Below are 26,379 nucleotides of genomic sequence, written 5' to 3'. Positions count from 1 at the left end.
GATCTAGAGGTGACGGTTGGGTTGCGGCGTTGCGTTAACGGCGCGACACACCCTAGGTTTGAAGACGATCTCCCAGATACCATGTGAAAATCAGCGGAGCGGAGGCGAGTGTCAGACGGTCCATCGCCTCACCCTTTCACCGCGCCGGCGGTCAACCCGCTAACGATCTGACGTTGGAAGAACAAAACCAGGAAGAACAGAGGCACCATGGCGCTCACCACCGCCGAAACGGCAAACATCACGTTGCCCTGTTCGCGGATCTGCGTCAGGAAGCTTGCGATTTTGGGCACCATCGTCTGGTTTTCCGAACTCAGAAGCATCGAGGTAATTGCAAAGTCATTATAGGCCAGAAGGAAAGAAAATAGCCCGGTGGTAATGACGCCCGGCCACATGACCGGAATTATCACATGCCAGAACGCCTGGAACCGGGTGCAGCCATCGACCATAGCGCTTTCGTCCATATCTTTCGGGATGTTCAGGAAGAACGAGTGCAACATCCAAAGCGTAAACGGCTGATTAATTGCGACCAATACGACGATTGTGGTCGAGAGTCGTCCCCACAGGTTCCATTCGAAGAATGGCAGTAGGTAGCCTGAGACCAGCGTGATATGCGGCATGGCCCGAAACACGAGTGCTGCGATCAAAAGCCAGAATGCGTAACGATATCCGGAACGCGCCAAGGCATATCCGCCCAAAGTTCCTAGGGTCAGTGAAATAATGACGGTGCAAACAACGACAACAGTCGTGTTCAATACATTTCGCCAGAATTCTTCTTGGATCCAGGCACCGTGATAGCCATTGCCAGTGAAGTTGCTGCCGGTTTCTGCAAGTGTGTAAACGCCGTAGATCGCGTTCCGCCAATCGGCCTTGGAAAAGAAATCGCCCTGTACCTTGAAAGATCCCCAGACCGTCCAGACAAACGGCCCGATCGCGATCATCAGCCAGAAGATGATCATCGAGGTCGCGAACCACGTCAGCAGACGCGGTGATTTGTTAGCCGCTGACGCCATCACACCGCCCTCCGGTTAAAGTCCCGCCAGGTCTTGATCAGCACTGGTGTCAGCAGGATGGCAACGCCGAGGATTGTTAGCATCGAAGTCGCTGCGGCCGAGCCGAAGAGTTTATCCTGCCCCGAAAGGTCGTTGTAGATGATCCAACTGAGCGATCTGGCCTTGGCTTCGGCCGAGAAGGACACGATGGGTTCAAGGACGCGGAAATTGTCCATCAGTTGCATCAAGGTGATGAAGACCAGAAGCGGCATCATGTAGGGAACGATGACATAGCGGACCTGTTGAAACCTGCTTGCCCCGTCGATCTTCGCAGCTTCGAGAGTGTCCGTGGGAACCGTTTGTAACCCCGCGTAGAACACAACGAAGGCAAAGGGCGTCGAATGCCAGACGCCGTAGACCATCAGCATGATCCAGGTGAGCGGTGCCGAAGCTTTCAGGCTCAGATCAGGATCGTCAAAGATGATCTGCAGCGTAGCCCCGATGATGCCGTCTGCGTCTACCATCCAAAAAAGGATCAAGCCCCCGATCAGAGGCGTCACGATCATCGGCAAGAGCGAGGCAAAGATTGTCGGCCCCTTGGTTACTTTTGGAAGGCGGTTCACACCCAGAGCTATCAATAGACCAAAGACGATCACCAACGGTGTGACGACGAAGGTATAGGCAAGCGTGAAGAAAAGCGCCTTGTAGAACGGCAGGTTGTAAACCCCCGAGATGAATCCCCCGAAAGATTCAGATGCTGCCCAGATCTCACTCACTTCGTCAAAGGCCAGATGCCCACGGTTTGTGTAGGTTCCCAAGCCGTTATAACGCCCGAGAGGTGCGTCGACCTTCAACGCGTCGGTTGCTTCCAGATCGACCTGTAGAATCGTGGTACATGTGAAGGGCCCGCAATTCTCGACCTCACGCATGACCTGTTCATGTTCAACAAAGAACGACTGCATCGCTACCGACACGATCGGCAGGGCAATGAACAGGATCATTGCCAGGAATGATGGCCAGATAAATCGTGCAAAAGTTCCGTGCGGCATAGTGAAAACCCGGCAAAGTTGTGCGCGGCGCAGAAAGAGCGCCGCGCACCATTTGAGTGTTTACTTGAGGAACCCTTGTTCCTTTGCAGCAGCGGTATAAGCCGCCTCGATGTCAGCTAGGGTTTGTTCAGCGCTTTCGTTGCCCTGCAGGAAGTCTGGCACCTCTTGGAAGAATGCCGAATGCAGAAGTCCCATGTAGGGCAGCATCGGATAAGGCTCGGCACCGGCACCGGCGACGGCCGCGACGCCCTCAGCAGCGACGCCTGGTTTGTAGCTTTCCATCAACCAAACGGCCTTGTCGTTATTAGCCATGACCATGTCATCAGAGATGCCATTGACCATTGCAATGAAAGTAGCTTCGGCATCTTCATCGCTGATATTCGCGGCGATGGTGAAACCGTCCCACCAGAGCGATGACGCTGGCGTCGAACCGCCCGCAACAGTCATCGCACCGGCAGGCATCGTCGCCGCAACGATTTCAGGTGTGGAACCCTCGTCGTCGAGCAGACCACCCACCGACGATCCCCAGATGACAGCCATTGCTAACTCGCCCGATTCCCAAAGCGGCACGACTGCGCCAGTATTGTAGGTCAGGAAGTCAGGGTTGGAATATTCCATCAGCGATTTCAGCATGTTCAGCGTCGCGACGCCTGCTTCGTTGTTGATGGACACCTCAGCCGTGCCGGGCTTGAAAAATTCGCCGCCGTGACCGAGATACATGTTCACGACCTCTTCGCCGAGGTTCCAATCCGATTTGGTCAGCATTGCGAAAGGGTATTCCATGATGCCAGCCGCGCGGATGGCTTCGGCAACATCAAGCACCTCTTCGTAGGATGTCGGCACCCCTTTGCCGACCTGGTCAAGAATGTCCTGGCGCAGGATCAGATGCTGTGCATTGGCCATGAAGGCAATCGCCATGATCTTACCATCGACACGAATTAGCTGGTTTGGTTGCAAATTCTGACCGTGCTTGGCGACGAGATCATCCAGCGGGCGTATCAGCCCATCATTCAACAAAGGAACGATGGACGAGTTCGCTACGATTTTAGTCGTATACTCAGCCGGATTGGCCGTGAGCGCTGCAACCTGTATTTCATTGTGCTTGGTTGAGTGGTTTTTCGAGAATTCCGCACCCTCTCCGACGCACGCTTCGGCGTTATCGACAACCGCATGCAGCGCTGGAAAGTCGTTGGCAAGGATTCTGACGCTTCCGCTGGTAACCGGACAATCAGCGAACGCAGCCCCGACCGTCATTCCAAGCGCAGTTGAAGTAACTGCCAGACGAGTGATGATAGACATGTTTTTCTCCCTGGGTTCGACCTCGTTGGGTCAGCTTAGAAGCAGATACGAGCAGTTTGGTCGCTCGACGTCGCATACGTATGCGATGTCGACTATACTCGATTCTCTTAAAATATCAAAACCTCAATCCAATCCGGTCAGCAGGCGTTGTCGCGCAATAAGATCGACACCTAATTGTTCAAGAAAGTGCAGATGATCAATGAAGTTCCAATTTTCAGCGATTTTGTCACCCTCCCGCCGATAGAGGTCGACAACGCGCATCGTCGCCTTCTTCTCGGACTTCGGGGCAAGCCCGATATATCCCCCAAGCGAGGTCACATCAAATGTGGGCCAACCGAAGAATCCACCATAGTGGCCTTCTGCGAACTCCGTTCGGTGACCGAAAAAGTCGCCCCACTTCAAGCCTTCTTCGAAGGGAACGCAATGCTGCTCAAGATAGCGTTCCTGGGTGTAGGGTGCACCGATGCCGCCTGGCCCCCACCAGATCATGTCTTCCTTCCAATCCAACGACAGATCCGTGTTTGTTGTGTGAACATCTTCCGCCAGCAAACGGTCGATCATCCTGAGAAACAGCTTCAAAGTCTTTTCGCCTTCGCTCGAAGGTTGGCTGTTGAAAAGCAGGCCGTCATGCGTGCGCGGCCCGGGCGTCACCATCGTCGCGGCGGTCGACGGCGGAAGTGCTTCGGCCCGCACCTGCGCCATCAGATTCAGCACATCCAGGAACATCGTTGTTTCGGTTATCTTGCCGTCCACGACCAGGCTGAATTCTGCGTATCTGAGCATTGTTGACTGTCGGGTCGGACGCATTCCGAGAAACGGCTGATCGAACAGACCAAGAAGGTGCCCCATAGAAGCAACCCAAACGCCAGGTTCATCGCTCAGGTGATTGTAGCCTGCAAAAAATATGTCCGGTCTGCGTTGAAGGGGAGAAAACGAACTTCGCAATGGGCCCCAAAAATTCTTGTCGGCATCTTCGGCGCCGACGCATTCCCGGAACGGTGCAGTGAACTGAAAACTGCAATTCGCGCTGGTTTCGACCGAAAGCCCTTCAGCAAGCGCAAACTTCGGTGCAGTGTCTATGTGCCGCTGATGCGACAAGACTGTCTTCTTGGCTGCGTCTAATGCGCTCTCACGTCGATCCATTGGTGCCCTTTTCTCTACAAATTACCGCTTTCACTCTATCCCAAAAGAACACCCTGAAAATGGTATCAACACCAACCTTACCTGAAAGGGACTCCCGTCAGCTTTGGTGGACGATAGGGAAGAGCAAGCGCCACGACTTCACGCATGATACTAGCTTCTAATTTCCACATTGAACTAGGTTGAGAGAATAACCGCATCAAATTTTTGGATCCCGTTGTGGCGCTTTCCCTGCTTTCGCGATGCTCACTAAGGTGGACCTCGGGTCGCGAATGCCGATCTTCTGCATTGTCCGCGACCTATGAATTGATGATTCCAGATTTGCTGCGATATGTTTAAACGGCCGGTTTTCTCGCCGCGTTGCGACCGTCTAAATTCAGCAACAGCAGAAAAATCCGCGCTGCGTGCGCTCGCAGAAAGAACAGTGAACTCACAGGAAGGGCTCAGAGCGGACCTCGGAGGCAGCGCGGCATCATCCTCAGTTGAGCCGCAGATATAGGATAAGTCTGTCCGGGGAAGGGGGAACTGCGCTCAAACTCCGATTTGCGCAACAAAGCCCATCTACCTGATCAAAAAGGTGGCGAGCAGCGAAAGTCCAATCCGAATATTCAGTCTGCGGTGACGATACCCTGGCGAAAGTCGTCGAAGATGGCGTTCACCACGATATGGATTTTTGGGCGAGCTATCTTGTCTGGATGGAGACCGCCGTTGGTTACGAAGCAACCAACGGCAGATATCTAAAGCAGGCGGGTCGCCATACCACCGTCAACGGCGACCGGAGAACCCGTCACGAAGCTTGCCCGATCTGACAGCAGGAACAATGCAGATTGGGCAATCTCCTTTGGCTCCGCCATGCGTTTCAGGGGATGCAAGTTGGCAATAATGTCGTGCGTCGCAGGATCATCGCCAGCCATGTCAGTTTTAGTACCACCCGGCAAAATGGTGTTGATACGGACGCCATTAGCCGCGTGATCAGATGCCAAAGACTGTACGAGCCCAATCAGACCTGCCTTTGATGCGGCATAGGCCCCCATGCCGGGCATTCCCCCATTGCTGACACCAACAAAAGTTCCGGTGAATACAATAGACCCGCCACCGCGTTCCTCCATTGCCGGAATCTGCGCTTTGGCCGCAAAAAATGCACTGTTGAGGTTTGTAGCAAGAACCGACTGCCAGTCGCCGGACTCCATTTCGGGAATTGGACCCATCTCGCCCATAATGCCCGCATTGTTAAATGCGCCATCAAGGCCGCCAAACTGCCGTTTCGCCAGATCAACAAGATCCCTGGAATATGTTTCGTCCGTCACGTCGCCCGCAAGGTAAACGGCGCGCCCGTTGCTTTGGGTAATCTGCCCGACGAGTGTGTTTAGCTGAGCTTCCCGACGGGCACCTAACACAACATTCGCCCCTTCCGAGGCAAACAGAAGCGCTGCTGCAGCACCGATTCCGCTGCTCGCGCCGATAATGATGATGGTTTTGTCTTTAAGTTCCATGGTCATGCCTTTTTGAAATTACATGCCAATCACCTAAGGAATGATGCGAGTGAATCGCGACCCGGTTCTTGCGGGTGTTGAGCTACTTGAGGTGAAAGCGCAAGAAACGGATCAATTGGTTGACCTCAAACGGGAGCCGCCGTTCGTTCGCGGTAGCGAAATCACTTTATTGGGATCAGTACCAACGCTGTTGCAAGTGCAATATCTAACGATTGAGCCTACGAGAACGGCCCAAACCAGTCACTCGACAGGGCACTACATTTCTGCGTTCGCAACCCGCATAGCTGCCGTTCGTCGCGCGTGCAAAATCCTGTAGAACGGTAACTCACAGTCTGCGGGACTTTGCTGACCTTGATGATTTTGACTCGAATGACTGCTTTTTTCTAACCAAGTGAAAAGATGCACCCAGAAATTTGTTGTTAGAAGCTAGGTTTGCTGGCTCTCCGTCGCTTGTGGCTGGATGAACAAAGTACGATTGCTTGCACTCAATTTCATGTGCGGCTCAGAGGAATTTGCCTCAATAACAGCACGCCTTAGTAGATCCGACACCTTTTAGAACCAATATCCATCCAAAGATCATCGAAACGGAATCCTTGCTTCTCCGATTGTCTCGATAAGCGGTGCTAAGTGAGATTCGTAGTTTCGCCATTTCTCCTTTGACGAGCTGTATAATGGCTGGCGCACTTGCTGAACACTTGCAGTGCGGACACGTCGTGCCCCTTTGTAAAACTCGAGACAACGATTATCCCACTCGAGGCCACAATATGCTATCAAGCGTCGCGCTTCGAACTCGATATCATCGATAAGGCTCTCATAGTGAATGGTGTGAAAGCTGCCGGCGGGGAGAACTTCCTTCCAATGCTGCATAACGCGCACATAGGCATTAAAGTATCGACCCAATTCGATCTGGTCGTAGCTGTGGAGCTGACTGCGCTGAAACACTCGGGTGAAGCAGGACAGACACGTATCTAGCGGATTGCGCGCGACATGCACGATCCGCGCATTGGGCATGATCGCATGAATCAGGCCAACCATCAGAAAGTTCGCAGGCATCTTATCAACGATATAAGGTTTACCAGGAGCGTGCGCATCGAGCCGCTGGACATATCGTTGGGCGCGTTTTGAAAGCTCCTGATCCGAGAGAGCCGCAATCAGACTTCCAGTTTTCTTGTTTCCACCGCGCAGTTGATCGGTGAAAAGTTTGTGCAAATAGTTAAGCTCTCCGGCTCCGAATACGTCTGGATGGCTGGCGAGGATCGACTCCGTCAACGTCGTTCCAGACCGCGGCATGCCAACAACAAAAATTGGTTGGCTGCTGTCCACCGAGCTCTGGTGAAGTTTTTCGAGCAGTTCCGGTGTAAAGGCCGTGATCAGGTCGTCTGCCGTTTCCTCGATTTGGTCGGCATCAAAATCGATAATGCTGCGCTTTATTGCAGCCCCTTTTGCAAAATGCTCAAAAGCGCTGTCGTAGCGCTTGAGGTCCTCATAGCATTTTCCCAATGCGTAGTGATACGATACCGATTGTTCAGGAAGCATCTTGTCGGCTTCAGGCAACGCAGCCACAAGACCCTGAAAATCAAGGTTGTCTTCGGTAACTTTATCCAACTTAACCAACGCGATCTGCGCATTCAAACGCGCTTTGTCCCTTTCTGCGGCCTTGTTGAACCAGCTGCGGGCAGCGTCAAAATTGCCCTGCTCCATCTCCAGATGGCCCAATGCGATCATTGTGGCCGAGAAATCCGGTTTTAGCTCAAGGGTCTTCTCGTAGTTGGCAAAACCGGCCTCGAGGTCGCCAAGGTGCGATTTGCAAACGGCTATATAGTGATATGCAGGCGCGTGGCCGGGGTCTAAGTGCTGCGCTTTTTCTGCCTCGACAAGGGCAAGTTCATGCAGGTTTTTCTCGATCAGGACCTGCGCAAGCCCGACATAAGCTTCGGGCTTTTTTTCATCTAGCGAAATCGCATTTCGAAAACAGCATTCGGCTTCGTCCCATTCGCTCTGCAAAACGTGTAACCGTCCCCGATTGCGGTGCAACTCTGCGGAAATATACCCCTTGCCAAGACAGTCATCTGCAAAATCTCTAGCTTCTTCTAGCTCCTCAGCTTCTATCATTACAGAAATGAGATTGTTGACACTCTCGAGATAGTCCGGGCGCAAATCTAGCACCCTACGATAGAACGAGATTGCCCCTTCACTGTCCTCGTTGTCGCGCGCGATTGATCCAAGATTATTCAGCGCAGCAATCAGATCTGGATTAAGGGCCAGCGCTCTCTTCTGAGATGCCTCGGCTTCGGATAAATCACCTATATCGTAATAGGCAAGCCCAAGGTTTGAATGCGCATTTGCAACCCCCGGGGCAAGCTGGACTGCACGTTTGCCAACCCTGATTGCTTCTTCAGGTTTTCCGTTCGTGCGTAACACCTCGGTGAAATTCGACAGGAACCCAGCATTGTCCGGCTGCAATCGGATCGCTTCGCGCATAGCATTTTCAGCTGGCCCGCTTTGACCGGTTTGAAACGCAATTACGCCAAGCAGTTGATGCGCTGGCGCGTATTCGGGCGCAGCTTTGAGCACTTGGTTCAGAACATTGACAGCTTTATTCAAATGCCCTGTATCGTAGGCCTGAACTCCTTGGTTGTAAGCCTCACCGATGGATAATGTCTGGTTTTTAGGCATTCAAGTAGCTCCGGGCTGGCGCATGACAACAGCCTGATCTCAAGCGCCGTCAAGTCGCCACATTGTGTTGCAGTTTTCCTACGAATTTCCAACAGCAATAGGTCATCCTATGCAATGGAAAATTGGTAGATTGCATACATGTTAACGATTTATTAACGGTTCGTAAGCGGAGCCGATTGCAAAAACGCGACGAGTTTCGAGAAAAAACAAGATAATCTAACGGGATAGTAAATGACTAATAATGGGTCGAGGGCGAACGCCCCCAAGCTCCGTGGGGGGCGTATTTTCAAGTGGAAAGGCCAAATTGTCAGCGCGGCTCCAGCTGCGTTGCTGGCGCAAGTATCAATGGTTGCCCTGATGGCCGGGGACGTACATGCGGATACGATCTCGAATGTGGCGACGACACCTCAGGTTTTCTCGACCGATGCGGATCACAAAGTAACGGCAAGCGGCGCGATCGAGATAACTTCTTCCACCGCTGCAGCTTTGACGATCACGACCGATTTCTCAAGCACGTTCACGAATAACGGGACAATCTCGGTCACGGCAACGGATACCGATACTGCGACGGCACTTTTGCTGGACGGAAATTTGCAGCAATCCGGTGCTTTGGTGAACAATGGCACCATTTCTGTAGATGTCACCGGGTCTGATCCTCAGGATATCTATGGCTTGCTGGTGAACGGTGACGCCGACGGGGTAATCCAAAACACCGGAACGATTGATGTCGACGTGTTGTCCACGGATGGCGATATCGAGGCCTGGGGTATCTACGTTGACGGTGACGTTTCTGAAACAGGTAAGATCGTCAACACCGGGACGATCAAGGTTGATGGGCTGATCACCGACGGAAGCACCGCATCAATCTACGGTATTGCGGTCGACCGCGACGTCGCGGGTGTGATCAGAAACAGCGGCACGATTGATGTCCGCGCCAGATCATTCGCCGATGATTATGCCTATGCCTGGGGCATTTACGTGCAAAGTGACCTGGAAGAAACCGGTCAGATCGTGAACTCGGGAACAATCAAATCGGTTGCCATATCGACCAGTGACAGTACCGCGTCTGCCTATGGGATCGAAGTCAATGGCAATGCGCACGGTGTGATCCGCAATACCGGCACATTGGAAGTATTGGCCTCTGCCCCGTCGACCTATGAGGCGATTGCCTATGGAATTTTGGTCGATCGTGACCTGTCCGGTCAGATCGATAACAGCGGTACCATCGAGGTCACCGCAATCAGTGTTGAATCCGACGCTTCTGCTTTCGGCATTTACGTCGATGATGACGTATTGTCCGGCGCGTCCGTACATAACAGCGGTACAATTGAGGCCTTTGCCAGCGCGGATACCGATGACGTAGCATATGCGGGCGGGCTTTACCTTGAGGACCTTGTTGACGGGATCGTGGTAAACTCGGGCACGATTACGGCCACTGCTTTGTCTCTCAACACCGCGGACGAGGCGACCGCGACGGGCATTTATGCCGGGGATGACGTTTCCGGTGCAATTCGTAACTCGGGCACTATGACGCTTTTCGCAGAAGCTGCCGAAGATTCTGCAGAAGCCTCGGGGTTTTATCTTACCGATGACCTAAGCGGCTCTCTGGCAAACTCGGGTGAGATTACAGCGACTGCGATTTCGCATGACACCTCTGCCGAGGCCTATGGGATTTATGTTGATGAAATCGTAACCGGTGACATCAAGAACACCGGAAGCATCACCGTCACCGCCAATGGTGCGCAACAGAATGGTGGGCCACCGCCAAACGCATCCGAGGCATTCGGCGTGTACGCCGGCGACATGCAGGGAACGTTCTCGAACACGGGCCCGATTACCGTGCACGCGACCGGCAGTTCCGGCACCCGTGCAGCCGGTATTCAGTTCGACAATTTCGACGGAACGATTCATGATCTGGGGACCATCAGGGTGTCGGGGAATGATGAGGTCTACGCCGTCTACCTTGGAACCGGCACGGGGACGCTGAATGTCGATACAATGGACGACGTTGAGGGTCTGATCCGCGTTCAGGACCATGACGTGAACCTAGAAGCCAAAGGCGGCAGTGGCGTGTTTGCGTTCGAAGATGCCGCGCCGGGTACGGGTACCTTCAAGACCACCGTGTCTGACGGGCAATCCGCTTGGTTCGTGCAGGACAAGGGCGGCGCGGCCCCGATCTATTCTGTGGTCGACGGCAATGACATTGCACCATCGGGCGATGTCGCGGCCTTCTTCGGCAGCATTGTCGGCGGCAGTGGCAATGCGCTCAGCTATGGTCAGGGACCGCAGGTCGCGCAGGGCGCAACTTTCGCTGGTTTCCGGCCCTTCGCAATGATCGACGCCCAGTATCGAGAGTTCGAGAGCGGCTCGAACGATGACACGGACGTGACGATGTTCAGCGGAAGCGCCGGGTATACGGGGCAGATGGACAACGGAGTGTCTCTGGCTGTTGCCATGGGCGTGTTCACTTCGGATGGTGACAACAGCACCACCGACTTTGACACAAATGGCTTCTATCTTGATGCCGCAGTGGGTCGTCAGTTTGGTGCCTACACGCTGGATGCCGGGTTTGGCATTGGTTGGCTCACGACCGATCGTAGCCGGTCGATCGCGGGCAGTTCTGACGCCAAGGCTGATTACAACAGCAGGCTATTGACCGCGAATATCGGGGTCGAGCGTGCATTCGATGTCAGTGAGGATTTCGGTTTGCTTGGTTTTGCCAGCGCCCGTTACACCAACCAAAAGGATGACGGCTATACCGAGACGGGGTCATCTGCGAATGCCACCGTCGGCGATATCACCACCGAAGTTGTCGAGGCCCGTTTGGGGGTTGAGGCATCAAAGGACCTTGAAAACGGCGGTGTTCTCAGCGGTCAGCTTGGCGGCGTGTTGCGGCGCGACCTAGGCAGTTCCGAGGGCGACGTAACCGTCTTCTCTCAGACCGAGTCTCTGGCCTTTGCGTCAACCGACTTTACCGGCGCCAGTGTCGTGGTCGGATACGAGCAAGATCTCATTCAGGACATGCGGCTTGAACTGACGGCGGAACAGGAAATCGGCAGCGACGCTCAGGGGCCATTCCTGCGCGCCGGACTTCGCTGGTCGTTCTAGATCTAAAGAGCACTGCGGCACCCGGAGCGGTGCCGCAGAAATCGGCTCCAAGCTGAACTATGTCGGGCTCTGTTGCAAACTTTTGAGCATGGTGAGCTTATTGAGCGATCGCATCGGTGTTAACCGGCTAGTTCGGCGCATTGTTTGAATGGACAGACTCCTTGCGTGAGTTGACCTTTCCTGATCATGTGCGCAGTTTCGATTCCAGCTGGAGTTGCTGATGCTGAAAGTGCTTCAGAATCCACTTATGCGTTCTATGAGCCAGTACATCGATACCGACCCGATGCCATAGGCTGTAATCACAGTCGCCCTTTGGCTAACTGGACGTGCCATCAACCGCCAGATCGCGACAAGAAGTGCCAAGGCCCCGACAAAACTCAACTGGCCGGCCTCGACGCCCAGGTTGAAGGCAAGCAAGGCCGCAGGAATATCGTTTGAGGGTAGTCCGATATCGGCCAAAGCGCCTGCAAAACCAAGGCCATGCAAAAGCCCAAACCCGAAACAAACGATCCAGGGCTTCTGCTTTGAAAGTCGGAAACGCCCGTCGCCACCCTTAACAATTTCCATCGCCAGAAAAACAATAGAAAGCGCTATGATGGCCTCGACCGGCGGACCGGGGACATTCAGAAAACCTAGCGTTGCCAATGCAAGTGTTATTGAATGCGCCAGTGTGAATGCTGTGACTGCTCCCACCAGTTTCCACGGATCACGGACCAGAATAAACAACGCGAAGACAAACAGCAGATGATCCCAACCTTCCAGTATGTGTTCAAAACCCAACTGGAAATACGCGGTGAAAACAGACCATGTGGTCTGTTCAGAAGGTATGTTCTGAACGGCCGTCTCTGGTGTGAACCGAAGCGTCGTGGGCTCAGCCTGCAGGGGCTGCACACGGACCAATACGTCGTTCTTTTGAACCTCCAGACCTTCTATCTGGATTGGTTGGCCCGCAATATCCCCGCGGCACTCGATAACCCAGGAAGAAACCCATGCTCTGCCATCGGAAATTGGGGTAGGGCCGCGCGCCGGGGTGCAACCATCCGGCGCCATCACATCAATCGCCATGGGTTGACCATTCACATCGGGTTTTCGCCAATGAACGCTCCAGGTGTCCGATGTGATTTGGCGAATTTCCAAGTACCCCGGATCAAGCGCATGCGCCGAGGCATTTCCTGCGACCCACGCAATCAGGAACGCAATCAGTAGGCCAAATACAGCTTTCATTTGGTTTGACCTGAGAGAGCGGGCACTATGATCTCATAGTTGGCAGCAAGAATCTCATATTGCGCTTGCGCCAGATCTTCGCTCATCACGCGACGCCAATCCCGCAGCACGGCATCGTGAATTTCTGACAATGGGGGTATTTGACTAGGTTCGATGTCTTGCACCTGAACCAGATGGACTCCGTAACCCGACTGGATCGGGCCAGCCCACTGACCTTTATCCAATGTTGTAAGACCCTTGGAAAAGCCAGATCCAAAGACCGAGTCTATCACTCTGGTCGCAGTCAAGGGCATAGATGCGGGCAGCAGTGTCGAGGCGCCCAGGTCGGAAACCTCATCTCCCTCGCGGAGGGTGGCCAATACCCTCTCGACTTCAGCTTTGTTTGGCTCCTCACCAATAAAGACCTGAATGAAGGCCAGCTTGCTGGGCGTCGCATAGCGTTCCGAGTTGTTTTGCAAAAAGGCCTCTAAATCTTCGTCTTCCGGAACAACAGACGTGGCAATCGCTTCGGTCAGGAAATCCATTTTTTGACTGAGACGAGACCGGATCACAGAGTCTCCGCGATCAAGGCCAAGCTTTCTTGCTTCTCTGACCAGTACCTCTTCGCGAATTGTTGCATCGGTCAAAGCTTGCAGCTCGGCACCGCTTGGGCGCCGTTTCCACCGTGCTTCAAACTGATCAGACAAAAGCGCGATATCGTTTTCGTCGATTGTTATTGTCCCAAAATCTTCGACAGTCTCGTTTTCCGGCGCAACCATTTGGAACCAAATGAAAATAGCTGCTCCAATCAGGAAGAAATGGAACAGGGGTTCTTTCAATATTCGCATGAAGGCTCCTGCATGAAACGCGCTCCGGTTTTACGTATCGATGCTGACATCAGTCGATTGAGCATTGCAAGAAAATCAACGCGACGCACAAATCAATCGTCTGGTGAATGGGCCGAGGTAAAGGCTTCTACCTCGGTTGCCAACGCCGTGATCGGCAGTGTTACTCTGCCGGTGTATACCAAATCGGGGAAGAGTAAGCGCGTTCCTGATGTGTGAGCACCGCGTCTTCGGGCAATTCGGCGCCAAATCTCAGCTTATCGTAAAGAATCCAACGCGGTGTTGGAATTTCGATCGCACGTACGTAATAAAATGCGCGTGCATTTGGATCGAATTCAGGATCAGACCAAACGGTTACAAGTTCGGCAGTTCCAATCGTGTTGGTCCAACTGGCGGTTTCAACATCGACTGTGTTTCCAACCGCAGGGATCTTGCCGTTTTGGTCAGCAACACGGTTGTCCGACCACGCCACATCGTAAACCTTTTCCTGCAAGGCCCCTTCAGAATCCAGCCAACCCTTTACCACCTGCACGCGATCCAGATTGGCACCAACCGGGTCGCGTAGTGCAGCGATCAGGAATGCGGGCGCACCTTCACCCTCGCGAGGTCGCAGATCCGAGCCCATCGGAACACCTTTGGTGTAGCCCACATCTGCAAGGAAGCGTGTTTCAACATCCGCGTCACTGAAACCCCAACCGCCAAAGAACCGCAGGCCGATCCGAGGTCCGGTGGTTGCATAGGTTTCGCGTCGCTTGAACGCATCGAAGATTGCAGCGCGAGTATTATCGGTCGCCCAGACTGCCGTGTATCCCGATGCGACAAGAAGGTCGCCAGGAATTTCGCCAAGGTCATTGGCGATGAAAGGATGCTTTATTCTCGTGGCCGAAGGTTCAACACTGACGGATTTTCCAAAGAAGTTGTCTTCTTCGGCAGTTGCCAGAGACGTATGGCTGTCCGTCGCGCCGCCCATGCCGAACTTATATGGGTTAACGCCGAACTTTTCTTCTAACAACAAACCGCGCTTCAAAGCTTCTCGGGCGTATTCTCCAGCCAGCATGTCATCGGTTTTCAGCTCGGTTATGTCGAGGTTGCCGACGTCCCAGTTTTCGTAATCCGCGAATTCATCATCGGGGCTCAGGAAGGGGTGCGCTTCGCCGTCGCCCTTGATCTGCGTGACTTCATAGTGGGGTTCCCATTTCGCGCGGGCGGCCACATATTCCTCGTCTACCTTGCCACCGTGATAGGTGTCTTCGGTCGGGAACATCCATCCGTTCGAAAGGTTGCCGTTATGGGCGAAAGCAACCGCTCGCCCACCCGTTTTTTCTTGATAGTCCTCTAGCCATGCATAGAGCGCCTTTGGGTCGGTATCACCAAAGGGTGGTTGCGTGACCGGCGGCACCATCTGAAGCGCCCTGATCGGCCCATCACGCAGCATGACGTTTCGATGCAGATTGAAACCCTTGGGTACAGAGGTCCATTCGAATCCGATGAACGCTGTGAAATTGCCGGGGTCGTTATGTTCTTCCGCAGCCAGAACGATTTGCTCCCATGTAAAAGCAAAAGCGTCAGCGCCCGGGCTGTAAGATTCCAGAAGAACTTCTGGCAGGGTCATTTGCGAAAAGTTGGTGATGATGTCGAACGCCGCTTTGCCGGCCTCTTCGCCACCTGCCTTGTAACCTTCGTACCATTCCAAACCTTTTGGATCGGCAAGGACGCCCGGCTTACCAGCCTGAAGGTCCGGGGCAAATCCCATCAGGTCAGTGTGATCCGTGAGAACCATCCAGTCGAGAGGCCGGGCCAGTCTTACTGGTTGACCCGTGGATGAAATGACCTGCTCACCTTTTGCAAAGCGCCAAGCTTCATCAGGTAACAGTGTGTTCCCGAAAGCACCTGCATCCAGCGAAAGTCCGGTGTGAAGATGCGAGTCTCCCCACAGCGGGCGCTCAGGGAAAGTCCGGTTCGCATATGGAGAATAAGGCTGCTTTGAGAACAAGCCTTCCGCCGCTTCTTCGCTAGGAACAGCGTCGGCAAAGACCGTCGATGATGCCAGCCCCAGTGAGATAGAATAAACAAAAGCTCGAAGCATATTGACCTCCCAACTCAAGATCGCCCGGTGGTGCCGGTGACTTACATCTCAAGAATTAATATTCCTATTTCTCTATATAACATCAAATTTCCATTTGTGGGAATACTCAGCTCTCGGCTTTGTCACGATGATGCAAGTAGGAGTGTGGCTGCCGAAGTTGGTCTGAAAATGCCTCGATAAGTCATAGCCTCGATTGTTGGGCTCAACATTGAGAACGGAAGCTTTGGAGAAATTGCGGATTGAATTGGCGAATGTCCATCGTGAGCCATGTATGCACTTTTGCAAAGTCGGCATAGCTGCGCTTAGATGACATTCTTGGCTATCGCGGCATGGATCATTTTGGGCTCAAACTCGACGTCGGATGCGATGCAGCATCCAGTGATATGCTGCACCGGTCAACGTCGGGCTGTCGAAGTGGGATGGAATGGCGGTTCGGAGGATCAGTCATGGAAACACCAAACTTACCCGCCATTCGCGCGCTTCGCCCAGCCTGAAACAAGGGCCGGATGGAACAGCCTGACTTCGTGACCCAAACGGCCGATCTCGCGCCCCCAATAATGCGCACTGGCGCAGGCCGCCATTGCAACCACGCAACACGGCAATTTGGCAAAGTACTCGAGGACCCGGCCCCTGCGCAGTTTCTTCTGAAGAACCGGGTGACCTGTTCTAGCCGCTCCGTGCACCTGGAACACATTCTTCGCCAAATTCAGGCCAATCTCTTCCAGTGACGCCTCCATTCAGGATGTTTGCAAACCCACAATGGCACACCGAGGCCAGCCGGGGCGTCTACACCTTCAGAACCGTTCAAGGGTCGTGTTGTGGCCAAGTCGTTGGTCCTGGGTTTGAGGTCAATGAAGTTGCGCGACGACATGATCTACGGCCCAATCACCTGTCGACGTGGCAACGGTTGGCAATGGACGGCTATACGTCATCAGATGTTTTGAGACAGATGGCGGTTTGGCTTTGTTGTGTCATCGCTCATCTGGTTTCAAGCAGTACGGATGGTGGCATTCCAGACGTCAAATAGCTCAAAACGTTTAAGAACGATGCGCTCAAATAATGATCTGGATCAAAATGTACCAGCCTCAGAACGATTATGCAGTAAACTCAGAAAAGGAATCAGAGATAGCCAGGTCAAAGCGATATGAGTCAACTGACCAGCCGACGCGCATTTTTGGGCGTCACCGCATTCCGGGAGGACAGTAATCTTGTTCGACCTCCGGGTTCGGTTGTGCCTGGTTTTGCAGATCAATGCAGTAAATGTGGCGACTGTGTCGAAGCTTGCCCCGAAAGTGTGATTGCCATTGGTCAGGATGGGTATCCGGTGTTTCAACCCACCGAGGGTCCCTGCACTTTTTGTGGGAGTTGCGCTCAATCCTGTCCCACGGATGCCCTGGACATAGAACGCCTGCAAGATTGGCCGTGGCGCGCGTCGGTCGAAGCTGCGTCCTGCCTGTCTGTCAACGGTGTCAGCTGCCGAGTGTGTCAGGATAATTGCGATCAGAACGCCATCAGCTTCAGGCTGCAAATGGGTGGCCGCGCGGATCCATCTTTAGACCTCGACGCCTGCACTGGCTGTGGGTCGTGTATGGTGTCATGCCCGGTCGATGCCGTCACATTGAAACGCAAAACCATATCTCAAACGGAAGTCAGCCAATGAATATCTGCGGATGCCTTTTACATATCGCACCAGCGCAGGCACTGGCGGCGTCCGAGGCAATGAAAGTCACGGTCGGTGTCGAAATTCACGCCGAGGCCGAAGACGGCCGTTTCGTAATTGTTGTCGAAGACACGCCGACACGCCTTGCGTCCGAGATCATCATGGACCTGCACCAGATCCCCGGGGTGATTTCTCTGACGTTAACGTACCACCATTTCGAGGACACTGCGGACAGCCATCCGCATCCCGATGCCCCAAGCCAAACCACCAGCCGGAGGCCCACGCTATGACCATATCAGAAACTCGTCGGACATTCCTCAAGGCCTCAGCGGCCGCAGCGACGGCCTCTGCCGCAGGTATTCCTTTGGCCACTGGTCAGGCCGCCGCGCAGGTGGGCACCCCTGACATTCGCTGGGACAAGGCCGCCTGCCGGTTCTGTGGCACCGGCTGTTCTGTGCTGGTAGGTACCAAGGACGGGCGTGTTGTCGCCACTCAGGGTGACCCTGACGCGCCGGTCAATCGCGGGCTGAACTGCATCAAGGGCTATTTCCTGTCCAAGATCATGTATGGCAAGGATCGCCTGACCACCCCATTGCTGCGCAAGACCAACGGCGAATATGACAAGAACGGTGAGTTTGAGCCGGTCAGTTGGGACGAAGCCTTTGACGTCATGGCTGCCAAATGGAAAGAGGCGCTGGCCAAGAAGGGCCCGACCAGTGTCGGCATGTTCGGGTCAGGCCAGTGGACGGTTTGGGAAGGCTATGCTGCTTCGAAATTGATGAAAGCCGGGTTCCGGTCCAACAATATCGACCCCAACGCGCGGCACTGTATGGCGTCCGCGGTCGTGGGCTTTATGCGTACCTTCGGAATTGACGAGCCGATGGGTTGCTATGACGACCTGGAACACGCGGATACTTTCGTGCTGTGGGGATCGAACATGGCCGAAATGCACCCGATCCTGTGGTCGCGCCTGACCGACACGCGCCTGACCAAGCCGGGATGCGAAGTGCATGTTCTATCGACATTCGAACATCGCTCGTTCGAGCTTGCCGATAATGGCCTAGTGTTTAACCCGCAGACCGATCTGGCGATCCTGAATTACATCGCCAATTACATCATTCAGAACGGCGCGGTGAACGAAGAGTTTGTCAACAAACACGTCAACATCACCAAGACCGCCACCGATATCGGTTATGGTCTGCGCGATACAAACACGCTGCAGCAAGAGGCAGAGAACCCAAACTCGGGCAAGCTCGAGACGATCAGCTTTGAAGAATACGCCGAGGCGGTCGCGCCTTATACGTTGGAATACACAGCCGAACTGTCTGGCGTGCCCGCCGATAAACTTGAGAAGCTGGCGCAACAATATGCAGATCCGAACCGCAAAGTGATGAGCTTGTGGACCATGGGCTTCAACCAGCACACCCGCGGATCGTGGGTGAATTCGCTGATGTATAATGTGCACCTGCTGGTTGGTAAGATCTCTGAACCCGGCAACTCGCCTTTCTCGCTGACCGGTCAGCCCTCGGCCTGTGGAACCGCGCGTGAGGTGGGCACGTTCGCACACCGGCTGCCTGCTGACATGGTGGTGGCAAATGACGAACACCGTCAGATTTGCGAAACCGCCTGGAACATCCCGGCAGGCACTATTCCACCTAAGCCCGGGTTCCATGCGGTCTTGCAGCACCGGAAGCTGAAGGATGGTGAACTGAATGCCTATTGGGTGCAGTGCAACAACAACATGCAAGCGGCACCCAATATCAACGAGGAAGGTTACCCGGGCTATCGCAACCCGGAAAACTTCATCGCAGTCTCTGACCCTTATCCAACGGTCACGGCTGTCTCTGCCGATTTGATCCTGCCCACCGCCATGTGGGTCGAAAAGGAAGGCGCCTATGGCAATGCGGAACGCCGTACGCAGTTCTGGCGCCAGCAGGTGAAAGCGCCAGGAGAAGCAAAATCGGACCTGTGGCAATTGATGGAGTTTTCGAAGCGCTTCACCGTTGAAGAGGTTTGGGATGAAGAGCTGCTGGCCAAGATGCCCGAACACCGCGGCAAGACGATGTATGATGTACTTTACGCCAACGGATCGGTGGATAAGTACCCCCTAGCCGAAACTGCGGAAGGCTTTGACAACGACGAATCCGAGCATTTTGGGTTCTACGTTCAGAAAGGCCTGTTTGAGGAATATGCCGAATTTGGCCGTGGCCACGCACATGACCTTGCACCGTTCGAAACCTACCATCAGGCGCGCGGGTTGCGCTGGCCGGTCGTAGACGGGCAAGAAACCCTTTACCGCTTCCGCGAAGGGTACGATCCGTATGTGCCCGAAGGCGCGGATGTTAAATTCTACGGTCACAAGGACGGCAAGGCAAAAATCATCTTTGCCCCCTACGAACCCGCCGCAGAAGAGCCGGACGAAGAATATGATCTGTGGCTGTCGACCGGTCGCGTGCTGGAACATTGGCATTCAGGCTCGATGACACGCAGGGTGCCGGAACTGCACCGGGCCTTCCCGTCGGCAGTTGTCTATATGCATCCACAAGACGCCAAGGATCGCGGCCTGCGCCGCGGGCAGGAAATCGTGTTGTCGACCCGCCGTGGTGAGGTCACCAGTCGGGTTGAGACACGCGGGCGTAACAAGGTGCCGCGCGGCTTGGTCTTTATGCCCTGGTTTGATGAACACCAGTTGACCAACAAGCTGACGCTGGATGCAACCTGTCCGCTGTCGAAGGAAACCGACTACAAGAAATGCGCCTGTAAGGTCGAGCGCGCGTAATCGGCACGGATCGCAAAGGTAATCCCCATGCCACTCGCCGAGACACCTCTTTCGCCGAAACGTCGCCGCTTCCTTCAGGATACGGCGCGTGCGGCAGGCGGCTGTGTGGTCGCCGGGTCACTGCTGGCCTGGCTGGCCCGCGACGCCCGTGCATTGTCGGCCGAAGCTTTGCGCCCCCCCGGCGCGCTGCCAGAACAGGAGTTCTTGTCGGCCTGCATTCGCTGCGGGTTGTGTGTGCGAGACTGCCCCTATGATACCTTGAAACTGGCCGAGCTTGGGTCGGATGCCGGGGCGACGGGCACGCCATATTTTACCGCTCGCGATGTGCCTTGTGAAATGTGCGACGACATCCCTTGTGTTGCCGCCTGCCCGACCGGTGCGCTAGATCCCAAGTTGGATAACATTGACGATGCCAAAATGGGCGTCGCGGTTTTGGTCGATCAGGAAAACTGCCTGAACTTCCTGGGATTGCGGTGTGACGTTTGTTACCGTGTCTGCCCCGTGATAGACGAAGCGATCACGCTGGAAACAGCGCATAACGCCCGCTCGGGCCACCATGCGATGTTTATCCCAACCGTACATGCCGACCGCTGCACCGGCTGTGGCATGTGCGAAAAAAGCTGTGTTCTGCCAGAAGCCGCAATCAAGGTATTGCCGGCACGTCTTGCGCGGGGCAGCAGCGCGGATCATTACCGCAAAGGTTGGGAAGAAAAAGATGCCAAGGGCGCGCCGGTTGTCGAAGGCATAATCGACCTGCCCGACCGCCTGCCCGGCCCGGGGGTCGACAACCTGATCGCACCAGGTGGTTTTGAACCCGGCTATGATCTTCCAGGGGTGGGACAATGACCACCCGCACACATATGCCCATAGGCCAAGAAGCCGTGGCGGTCAAAGGCTGGGTCGGTGCGCATAAATACCTGATACTGCGCCGTATCAGTCAGCTGTTCTTTCTGGTCCTGTTCCTGTTGGGACCCTGGTTCGGCATCTGGGTCGTTACAGGTACCTTGGCAGGATCGCAGACCCTGGGTGTACTGCCGCTGACGGACCCATTCATCCTGTTGCAAAGCATCATCGCCGGGCATTGGCCGGCGATGACCGCTTTTATTGGCGGCTTGATCGTCGTGGTGGCCTATGCGCTGTTCGGGGGCCGCGTCTATTGTTCGTGGGTCTGTCCGATCAACCCGGTGACCGACGCCGCCAACTGGTTGCACAGGCGGTTGGATTTGCCGAAAGGTTGGCAACCTAAACGGCGCACGCGGTTGTGGATATTGGCCACCGCGCTGATCGTCTCGGGCCTCACCGGCGTGATCGCATGGGAGATTATCAACCCAATCACCATGCTGCATCGCGGACTGATCTTTGGGACCGGTTTTGTCTGGGCCATGGTCGTTGCGATCTTTGTCTTTGATGTGCTTGTCGCCCGTCACGGCTGGTGCGGCCACATATGCCCGGTCGGTGCGTTTTATGGCCTGATCGGCACCAAAAGCCTGTTACGGGTCAGCGCGGTTAACCGCTCGGCTTGTGACGATTGCATGGATTGCTATGCCGTCTGCCCCGAAAACCACATCATTTCGCCCGCGTTGAAGGGCAAGCCGGGTGCCACGCCGCTGATCCTATCAACCGACTGCTCAAACTGCGGTCGCTGTATCGATGTCTGTGCAGTTGATGTCTTCAAATTTACTCACCGGTTCGACGACCAAGTCGCCGCACCTTCCGACCCAGTTCCCGCGCCTGAACCGCGCGTAGCCAGACCTATTTAAGGGAGTGCCGAGATGAACAAGCCAATCCTGACAGGTGTCGTCGCCCTGATCCCCGTCATATTCCTGAGCGGGTTCGTCCTTGCGCAATCTGCGCCGGTGCAAACCCTGCGTGGCGCCGAGGTGGATGAACCCATTCCGTTGGACCGGATTCACAAGAACGTGGAAGGACGGATGCAGCGCAACTATCGCCAGCAACCACCGCTTGTCCCCCACTCGATCGAGCAATACCAGATTGACGTGCGCACCAATCAATGCCTGTCCTGCCATGACTGGACCAAAGCCGGGGAACGCAATGCGCCGACCCTGTCGATGACCCATTATCTGGATCGTGACGGCAATGAGTTGGATCACATCGCCGGGACCCGCTATTTCTGCAACCAGTGCCACGTGCCTCAGGCAGATGCGCCTGCGTTGGTCGACAACGTGTTTGAACCCTCGTCCGGCAATTAATCCAACGCATGTCTGAAAGGAGCACCAAGATGGCAGACTCCCCCGAAAACCGCGGTTGGATCCGCCGCCTCTGGAACGCGATCTGGACCCCGGCTGTTATGTTCAGCTCGGGCTTTCTGATCCTCGCCGGGTTTCTGGCCGGTATTCTGTTCTGGGGTGGGTTCCACTGGACATTGGAACTGACCAATACCGAGGAATTCTGTACCTCGTGCCACACGATGGAAACCAATCTGGGCGAATACCGCGAGACGATCCACTATAACAACCATTCCGGTGTCCGCGCGATCTGTTCTGACTGCCACGTGCCACATGAATGGAACCACAAGATCAAGGCCAAGATCATGGCTGTTAAAGATGTCTATCACGAGCTTGCCGGAACCATCAGCACGCCTGAGAAATACGAAGCGCATCGGCTAAGTATGGCTTCGGCGGTCTGGAAAAAGATGAAGGCCTCTGATAGCCGCGAGTGCCGCAACTGCCATAACTTTGACTATATGGATTTCACCATTCAAGAAGCACGCGCTGCATCGGAACATCAGCGGGCAATTGACAACAACATGACCTGCATCGACTGCCACCAAGGCATCGCACACAGCCTGCCGCAGGGTTATCAGGAAGAATACCAGAAAATCACCGATGCGTTGGCTAATAAATCTGCAGGTAACTTGCAACAACAGGTTGCTGACGGCAGCACAGAAATCCGGTCATACCTGACCATACAGTCGGACTGAAAAGGGGTAAGTTATGCTGGAACTTCTGGGAACAATCGGAGGCAACATCATCGGCCTTCCAGGCATTCTGGGCATTGCGCTTGGCATGATGACGCGCCGCCTCTGGTTGGGGGCCATGATGGGCGGTTTGATCGGCATTGTTGGGACGCTGCTGTTTGCCCATTGGGACTTTGCCAATGTTGCAACGACCGAACTTCTGATCGCCATTGTTGTGGGTCTGTGTGCTGGAACACTGGGTTCTGCGATCCGTATCAAAGGGGCAACGGTCTAACAGAAAGACCGGAGCGTGCTGGGTAATGGCGGCTTAGTGATTGGTCCTTTACCCGACGCTCTGGGGTAGATAGCGGCTAGGTGCAGAAGGGATCTGATGGAATGGACATCCCCTGATTTCTCATCTGATAAGATTTGGAGATGGAAGCCGTCAGAACCATCGAGCAATCCGTGCCGAGGGACCATTGCTCGCGTTGGTGTAGATTTTCAGCTGCAGCCCACGCGCCACTGGAGCATTCGACCACGCCTTGCAATGGACCGGTATTACGACATCTAGCTGCAATAAAATAGATATCATATCAAACCCTTAAAGATAGTGTTTCAGCCAAATTGATTCAGGCAAGTAGGCCTCAATGAGTCCACTGCAGATTGATTCCATATCTTATTGCGCACAATGGCGCCCCTAAGCGCGTAATCCTAGGAACCATGATTGGCCTGGCAAGATCCGGGCTCTGCTTGTACTACTCCCACCATTTTGTACTGCGCAAAAAAACAACCTGTTCTGGCGCAAAAAGTAACAGCGCAGCCCGCACCGCCGCACTTGTTTTAGGGCCAGCAGGATTTGGACAAGCCAAACGCCTCTGGCCATCTGGGGTGAGACGCTGCCTTTCCCCTCGGGCAACCCTATTAGACAACACCGTGTCCTCGGCTGCGCCTGCGGGCCGCACCACTATTGTCGAATAGCATTGCCTCGCCTCCATCCGCGTTCGCCACTTGGCAGATCAGCAGGAACAGCCGCCTTCGTTGTCTGATCTGCAAATCAGCCCTGATTTTCCCAAATGGGAAATCAGGATCAATGAAATCGGTCTTAGTGCTGGATGAAGGAAGTGAGCCGAAAATTGCATGGTTCTGCCACCAGCGACAGCTAAGCTATTGATTTTGAATCAACTGGATTTTCTGAAACGCACAAGTTTTACCATTTACGACTCAAAGTATTGCCATCAAATCAGAGTAGTCAGAGTGCCTCCACCAGTCTTCAGTGCGACTTCTATAGGTGAGGCACCTATCTTTGATCGACTCCCACCAAATCGGAATAGGAACGCTCGCCGCGAGTGATTTGTCGTTTGAGGATGTTCTTTGCAGCTTTTACTTTACCCTCGCTCAGAAGCGCCGTGATCGCTTGATGCTCCTGGAACGACTTCTTCGTTCGATCAGAACGCTTGGACAGATGAGTCCGCATGGTTTGGACGATGTCGCCGACTTTTTGGTAACCATCACTCAAATAGCTGTTTTTGCAGTACCTGAAAAAGGCGTGGTGAAATTCTGCATCTAGTTCCAAGTACTGCTCGAATTCATCTGCTTCCCGCGCTTCAGACATCTTCGATACAGTATCTGCAAGTTCATCAAGCAGAGCGTTACCATTTTCTTTGACTGCCTGCTCCATAGCAGCAGCTTCGAGGATGAGTCTGTATTGGCAAAGCTGCACCACATCCTCTTGAGAAAGAGAGAATACAAAAGCTCCTCGATGAGGAAAGATCTGAACGAGCCCCTGAAGATTCAAAGCCGATAGCGCTTCGCGAATCGGAGTTTTGCTGATGCCCATGGCATTTGACAGCTTCACTTCCGGCAACGATTCACCCAATTGAAACGTGCCATTGATAATGCCTTTTCGGATGTGCTCTTCAGCAGTTTTACTCAACGAATCCGGTCGCTTAATCTGCAAAATCTCGGTCATTTTCACTTCGTCCTATTTCGTCTCTCTAACACAATAGCACATGTACGCTTGATTTCTATATTATATCTGATATCTCAGATAATAGATATAAAATAACCAAATCCGTGGGAGGATACCTTGTTCAAGAAATCAACATTGGCGCTTGGCGTCGTCATGTCAGCCGGGCTTGCTTTTGCAGCATCCGCTGAAACAGTCATTAAGGTTGGGCACGGCGCAGCAGAAGCGTTTCATATGCATCGCGCGCTACTGAAATTTGAAGAACTGGTCGAAGCTGGCTCGAATGGTGAGATCGACGTACAGATTTTCCCCTCGTCGCAGATGGGCCCGGACCGCGAGATGATCGAAGGTGTTCAAACCGGTGTTCTTGAAATGGCCATTCCACCGTCTTCGTTCTTCGCAGGTTGGGATCCGGCCTTTGCAGTGATCGAACTTCCCTACATGTATGCTTCCAAAGACATCGCCTTTGATGTTCTTGATGGTGAGGCCGGTGAAGGCATGCTTGCACGTGTCGAAAACCAGGGATTGGTCGGTCTTGGCTGGCTTGAATTGGGAGTACGCAATGTGACCAACAATGTCCGCCCAGTTGCAACCCCCGCAGATCTCGAGGGTGTCAAGCTGCGCACGATGAAAGTTCCAGCACATGTGGCAACCTTCGAAACTCTCGGCGCCAACCCAACGCCGATGAACTTTGGCGAGGTTTATTCTGCCCTCCAGCAAGGCGTGATCGACGGGCAGGAAAACCCCCTGGCGATCATTACTTCGCAGCGTTTTTACGAAGTGCAGAAATACCTTTCGACCACGGGCCATGTCTTTGCGGTCTACATGCCGGTCGTCTCCAAGCCATTTTTTGACTCGCTGCCTGCGGAGCATCAGCAACTAATCCGGGACTCGATGGCTGCCGCACGTGACTATCAGGCTGAACTGGTCGCCAGCGAAGATGCGGAGCAGTTGGAACAGATCCGTGCCGCTGGTGTCGAGATTCTGGAGCTGACTGCAGAGCAGAGACAAGCCTTTGCCGACAAAACAGAAAGCGTTCGTCTTCAATATCGCGACGAAGTTGGCGCCGAAGCCTACGACGCTTGGGTCGCGGCGGTGTCCGCAGCAAGCGGAAGCTGACCCACGGTTTACTCAGCCAATCCGGGCACCCGTGCCGAGCAGGTTCGGGC

The 26,379-nt window shown here is 54.2% G+C and carries 21 protein-coding genes and 2 pseudogenes; 11 read left to right on the top strand and 12 right to left on the bottom strand.

All coding sequences use genetic code 11. The features are described 5' to 3' along the window. Window positions 1–128: 128 nt before the first annotated feature. From AC2FH6_RS11060 to AC2FH6_RS11035, 6 genes are all read right to left on the bottom strand, one after another. Window positions 129–1,010, bottom strand: coding sequence for a carbohydrate ABC transporter permease (locus tag AC2FH6_RS11060; RefSeq protein ID WP_496697402.1), 882 nt, complete (start codon window positions 1,008–1,010; stop codon window positions 129–131). Continuing rightward, window positions 1,010–2,038 (bottom strand): carbohydrate ABC transporter permease, encoded by a 1,029-nt coding sequence (locus tag AC2FH6_RS11055; protein ID WP_496702567.1) that lies wholly within the window; start codon window positions 2,036–2,038, stop codon window positions 1,010–1,012. The genes AC2FH6_RS11060 and AC2FH6_RS11055 overlap by 1 nt, the downstream gene beginning before the upstream one ends. Before the next feature lie 60 nt (window positions 2,039–2,098). Beyond that, window positions 2,099–3,337, bottom strand: coding sequence for an ABC transporter substrate-binding protein (locus tag AC2FH6_RS11050; RefSeq protein WP_496702269.1), 1,239 nt, complete (start codon window positions 3,335–3,337; stop codon window positions 2,099–2,101). 123 nt (window positions 3,338–3,460) lie between these two features. Beyond that, complete coding sequence (locus tag AC2FH6_RS11045) at window positions 3,461–4,120, bottom strand: ester cyclase (protein WP_496702271.1); 660 nt, start codon at window positions 4,118–4,120, stop codon at window positions 3,461–3,463. Window positions 4,121–5,214: 1,094 nt separating this feature from the next. Further along, on the bottom strand, window positions 5,215–5,970 hold the full coding sequence (locus AC2FH6_RS11040; protein WP_496702565.1) for an SDR family oxidoreductase: 756 nt from the start codon (window positions 5,968–5,970) through the stop codon (window positions 5,215–5,217). A gap of 576 nt (window positions 5,971–6,546) precedes the next feature. After that, window positions 6,547–8,646 carry a tetratricopeptide repeat-containing sulfotransferase family protein gene (locus tag AC2FH6_RS11035; RefSeq protein WP_496702563.1) on the bottom strand — a complete coding sequence of 700 codons (2,100 nt, stop codon included), beginning with the start codon at window positions 8,644–8,646 and terminating at the stop codon, window positions 6,547–6,549. Window positions 8,647–8,877: 231 nt separating this feature from the next. Here AC2FH6_RS11035 and AC2FH6_RS11030 point away from each other — a divergent pair, with 231 nt between their 5' ends. Beyond that, window positions 8,878–11,754 (top strand): autotransporter family protein, encoded by a 2,877-nt coding sequence (locus AC2FH6_RS11030; protein WP_496702561.1) that lies wholly within the window; start codon window positions 8,878–8,880, stop codon window positions 11,752–11,754. 119 nt (window positions 11,755–11,873) lie between these two features. On the opposite strand, the pseudogene AC2FH6_RS11025 reads toward AC2FH6_RS11030, so the two are convergent. The 5 genes and pseudogenes from AC2FH6_RS11025 to AC2FH6_RS11005 all read right to left on the bottom strand — a co-directional run. After that, window positions 11,874–11,981: pseudogene (locus AC2FH6_RS11025) on the bottom strand (IS6 family transposase); the annotation flags it as partial. 7 nt (window positions 11,982–11,988) lie between these two features. Beyond that, complete coding sequence (locus AC2FH6_RS11020) at window positions 11,989–12,978, bottom strand: HupE/UreJ family protein (protein WP_496702560.1); 990 nt, start codon at window positions 12,976–12,978, stop codon at window positions 11,989–11,991. Beyond that, complete coding sequence (locus AC2FH6_RS11015) at window positions 12,975–13,805, bottom strand: peptidyl-prolyl cis-trans isomerase (RefSeq protein ID WP_496691463.1); 831 nt, start codon at window positions 13,803–13,805, stop codon at window positions 12,975–12,977. The genes AC2FH6_RS11020 and AC2FH6_RS11015 overlap by 4 nt, the downstream gene beginning before the upstream one ends. A 160-nt stretch (window positions 13,806–13,965) precedes the next feature. Beyond that, a complete protein-coding gene (locus tag AC2FH6_RS11010) occupies window positions 13,966–15,888 on the bottom strand; it encodes a DUF3604 domain-containing protein (protein ID WP_142640387.1) in 1,923 nt (640 codons plus the stop codon). Between the two features lie 476 nt (window positions 15,889–16,364). Further along, window positions 16,365–16,625 (bottom strand): annotated as a pseudogene (locus AC2FH6_RS11005) (IS110 family transposase); the annotation flags it as partial. 5 nt (window positions 16,626–16,630) lie between these two features. On the opposite strand from AC2FH6_RS11005, the gene AC2FH6_RS11000 reads away from it, so the two are divergent. The 9 genes from AC2FH6_RS11000 (at window position 16,631) to AC2FH6_RS10960 (ending at window position 23,539) form a co-directional block, all read left to right on the top strand. Beyond that, the gene (locus AC2FH6_RS11000) at window positions 16,631–16,915 is read left to right on the top strand and encodes a transposase (protein ID WP_425595932.1); all 285 of its coding nucleotides are present in this window, start codon (window positions 16,631–16,633) and stop codon (window positions 16,913–16,915) included. A 117-nt stretch (window positions 16,916–17,032) separates the two neighbouring features. Next, a complete protein-coding gene (napF, locus tag AC2FH6_RS10995; protein WP_496702283.1) occupies window positions 17,033–17,548 on the top strand; it encodes a ferredoxin-type protein NapF in 516 nt (171 codons plus the stop codon). Then, a complete protein-coding gene (locus AC2FH6_RS10990) occupies window positions 17,545–17,838 on the top strand; it encodes a chaperone NapD (protein ID WP_496702285.1) in 294 nt (97 codons plus the stop codon). Before napF ends, AC2FH6_RS10990 begins: the two co-directional genes overlap by 4 nt. Then, window positions 17,835–20,327 carry a nitrate reductase catalytic subunit NapA gene (gene napA / locus AC2FH6_RS10985; RefSeq protein WP_496702287.1) on the top strand — a complete coding sequence of 831 codons (2,493 nt, stop codon included), beginning with the start codon at window positions 17,835–17,837 and terminating at the stop codon, window positions 20,325–20,327. The genes AC2FH6_RS10990 and napA overlap by 4 nt, the downstream gene beginning before the upstream one ends. Before the next feature lie 27 nt (window positions 20,328–20,354). Next, the gene (gene napG, locus AC2FH6_RS10980) at window positions 20,355–21,173 is read left to right on the top strand and encodes a ferredoxin-type protein NapG (protein WP_496702557.1); all 819 of its coding nucleotides are present in this window, start codon (window positions 20,355–20,357) and stop codon (window positions 21,171–21,173) included. Continuing rightward, window positions 21,170–22,087 (top strand): quinol dehydrogenase ferredoxin subunit NapH, encoded by a 918-nt coding sequence (gene napH / locus AC2FH6_RS10975; protein ID WP_496702555.1) that lies wholly within the window; start codon window positions 21,170–21,172, stop codon window positions 22,085–22,087. The genes napG and napH overlap by 4 nt, the downstream gene beginning before the upstream one ends. 12 nt (window positions 22,088–22,099) lie before the next feature. Next, entirely contained in the window at window positions 22,100–22,537 is a 438-nt protein-coding gene (locus AC2FH6_RS10970) for a nitrate reductase cytochrome c-type subunit (protein WP_496702553.1), read from the top strand. A gap of 29 nt (window positions 22,538–22,566) precedes the next feature. Beyond that, window positions 22,567–23,268, top strand: coding sequence for a NapC/NirT family cytochrome c (locus tag AC2FH6_RS10965; RefSeq protein WP_496702551.1), 702 nt, complete (start codon window positions 22,567–22,569; stop codon window positions 23,266–23,268). Between the two features lie 13 nt (window positions 23,269–23,281). Further along, a complete protein-coding gene (locus AC2FH6_RS10960; RefSeq protein WP_496691457.1) occupies window positions 23,282–23,539 on the top strand; it encodes a hypothetical protein in 258 nt (85 codons plus the stop codon). Between the two features lie 1,002 nt (window positions 23,540–24,541). On the opposite strand, the gene AC2FH6_RS10955 is transcribed toward AC2FH6_RS10960, so the two are convergent. Beyond that, window positions 24,542–25,213: a GntR family transcriptional regulator gene (locus AC2FH6_RS10955; RefSeq protein ID WP_496691456.1), complete on the bottom strand. Its 672-nt coding sequence runs from the start codon at window positions 25,211–25,213 to the stop codon at window positions 24,542–24,544. A gap of 117 nt (window positions 25,214–25,330) precedes the next feature. On the opposite strand from AC2FH6_RS10955, the gene AC2FH6_RS10950 reads away from it, so the two are divergent. Further along, the gene (locus AC2FH6_RS10950; RefSeq protein ID WP_496691455.1) at window positions 25,331–26,329 is read left to right on the top strand and encodes a TRAP transporter substrate-binding protein; all 999 of its coding nucleotides are present in this window, start codon (window positions 25,331–25,333) and stop codon (window positions 26,327–26,329) included. Window positions 26,330–26,379 lie beyond the last annotated feature (50 nt).

The organism is Ruegeria sp. CDSC045 (assembly GCF_059610725.1).
The sequence above is the reverse complement of the archived record's forward strand: the minus strand, read 5'-3'. Positions and strand labels throughout refer to the sequence as shown.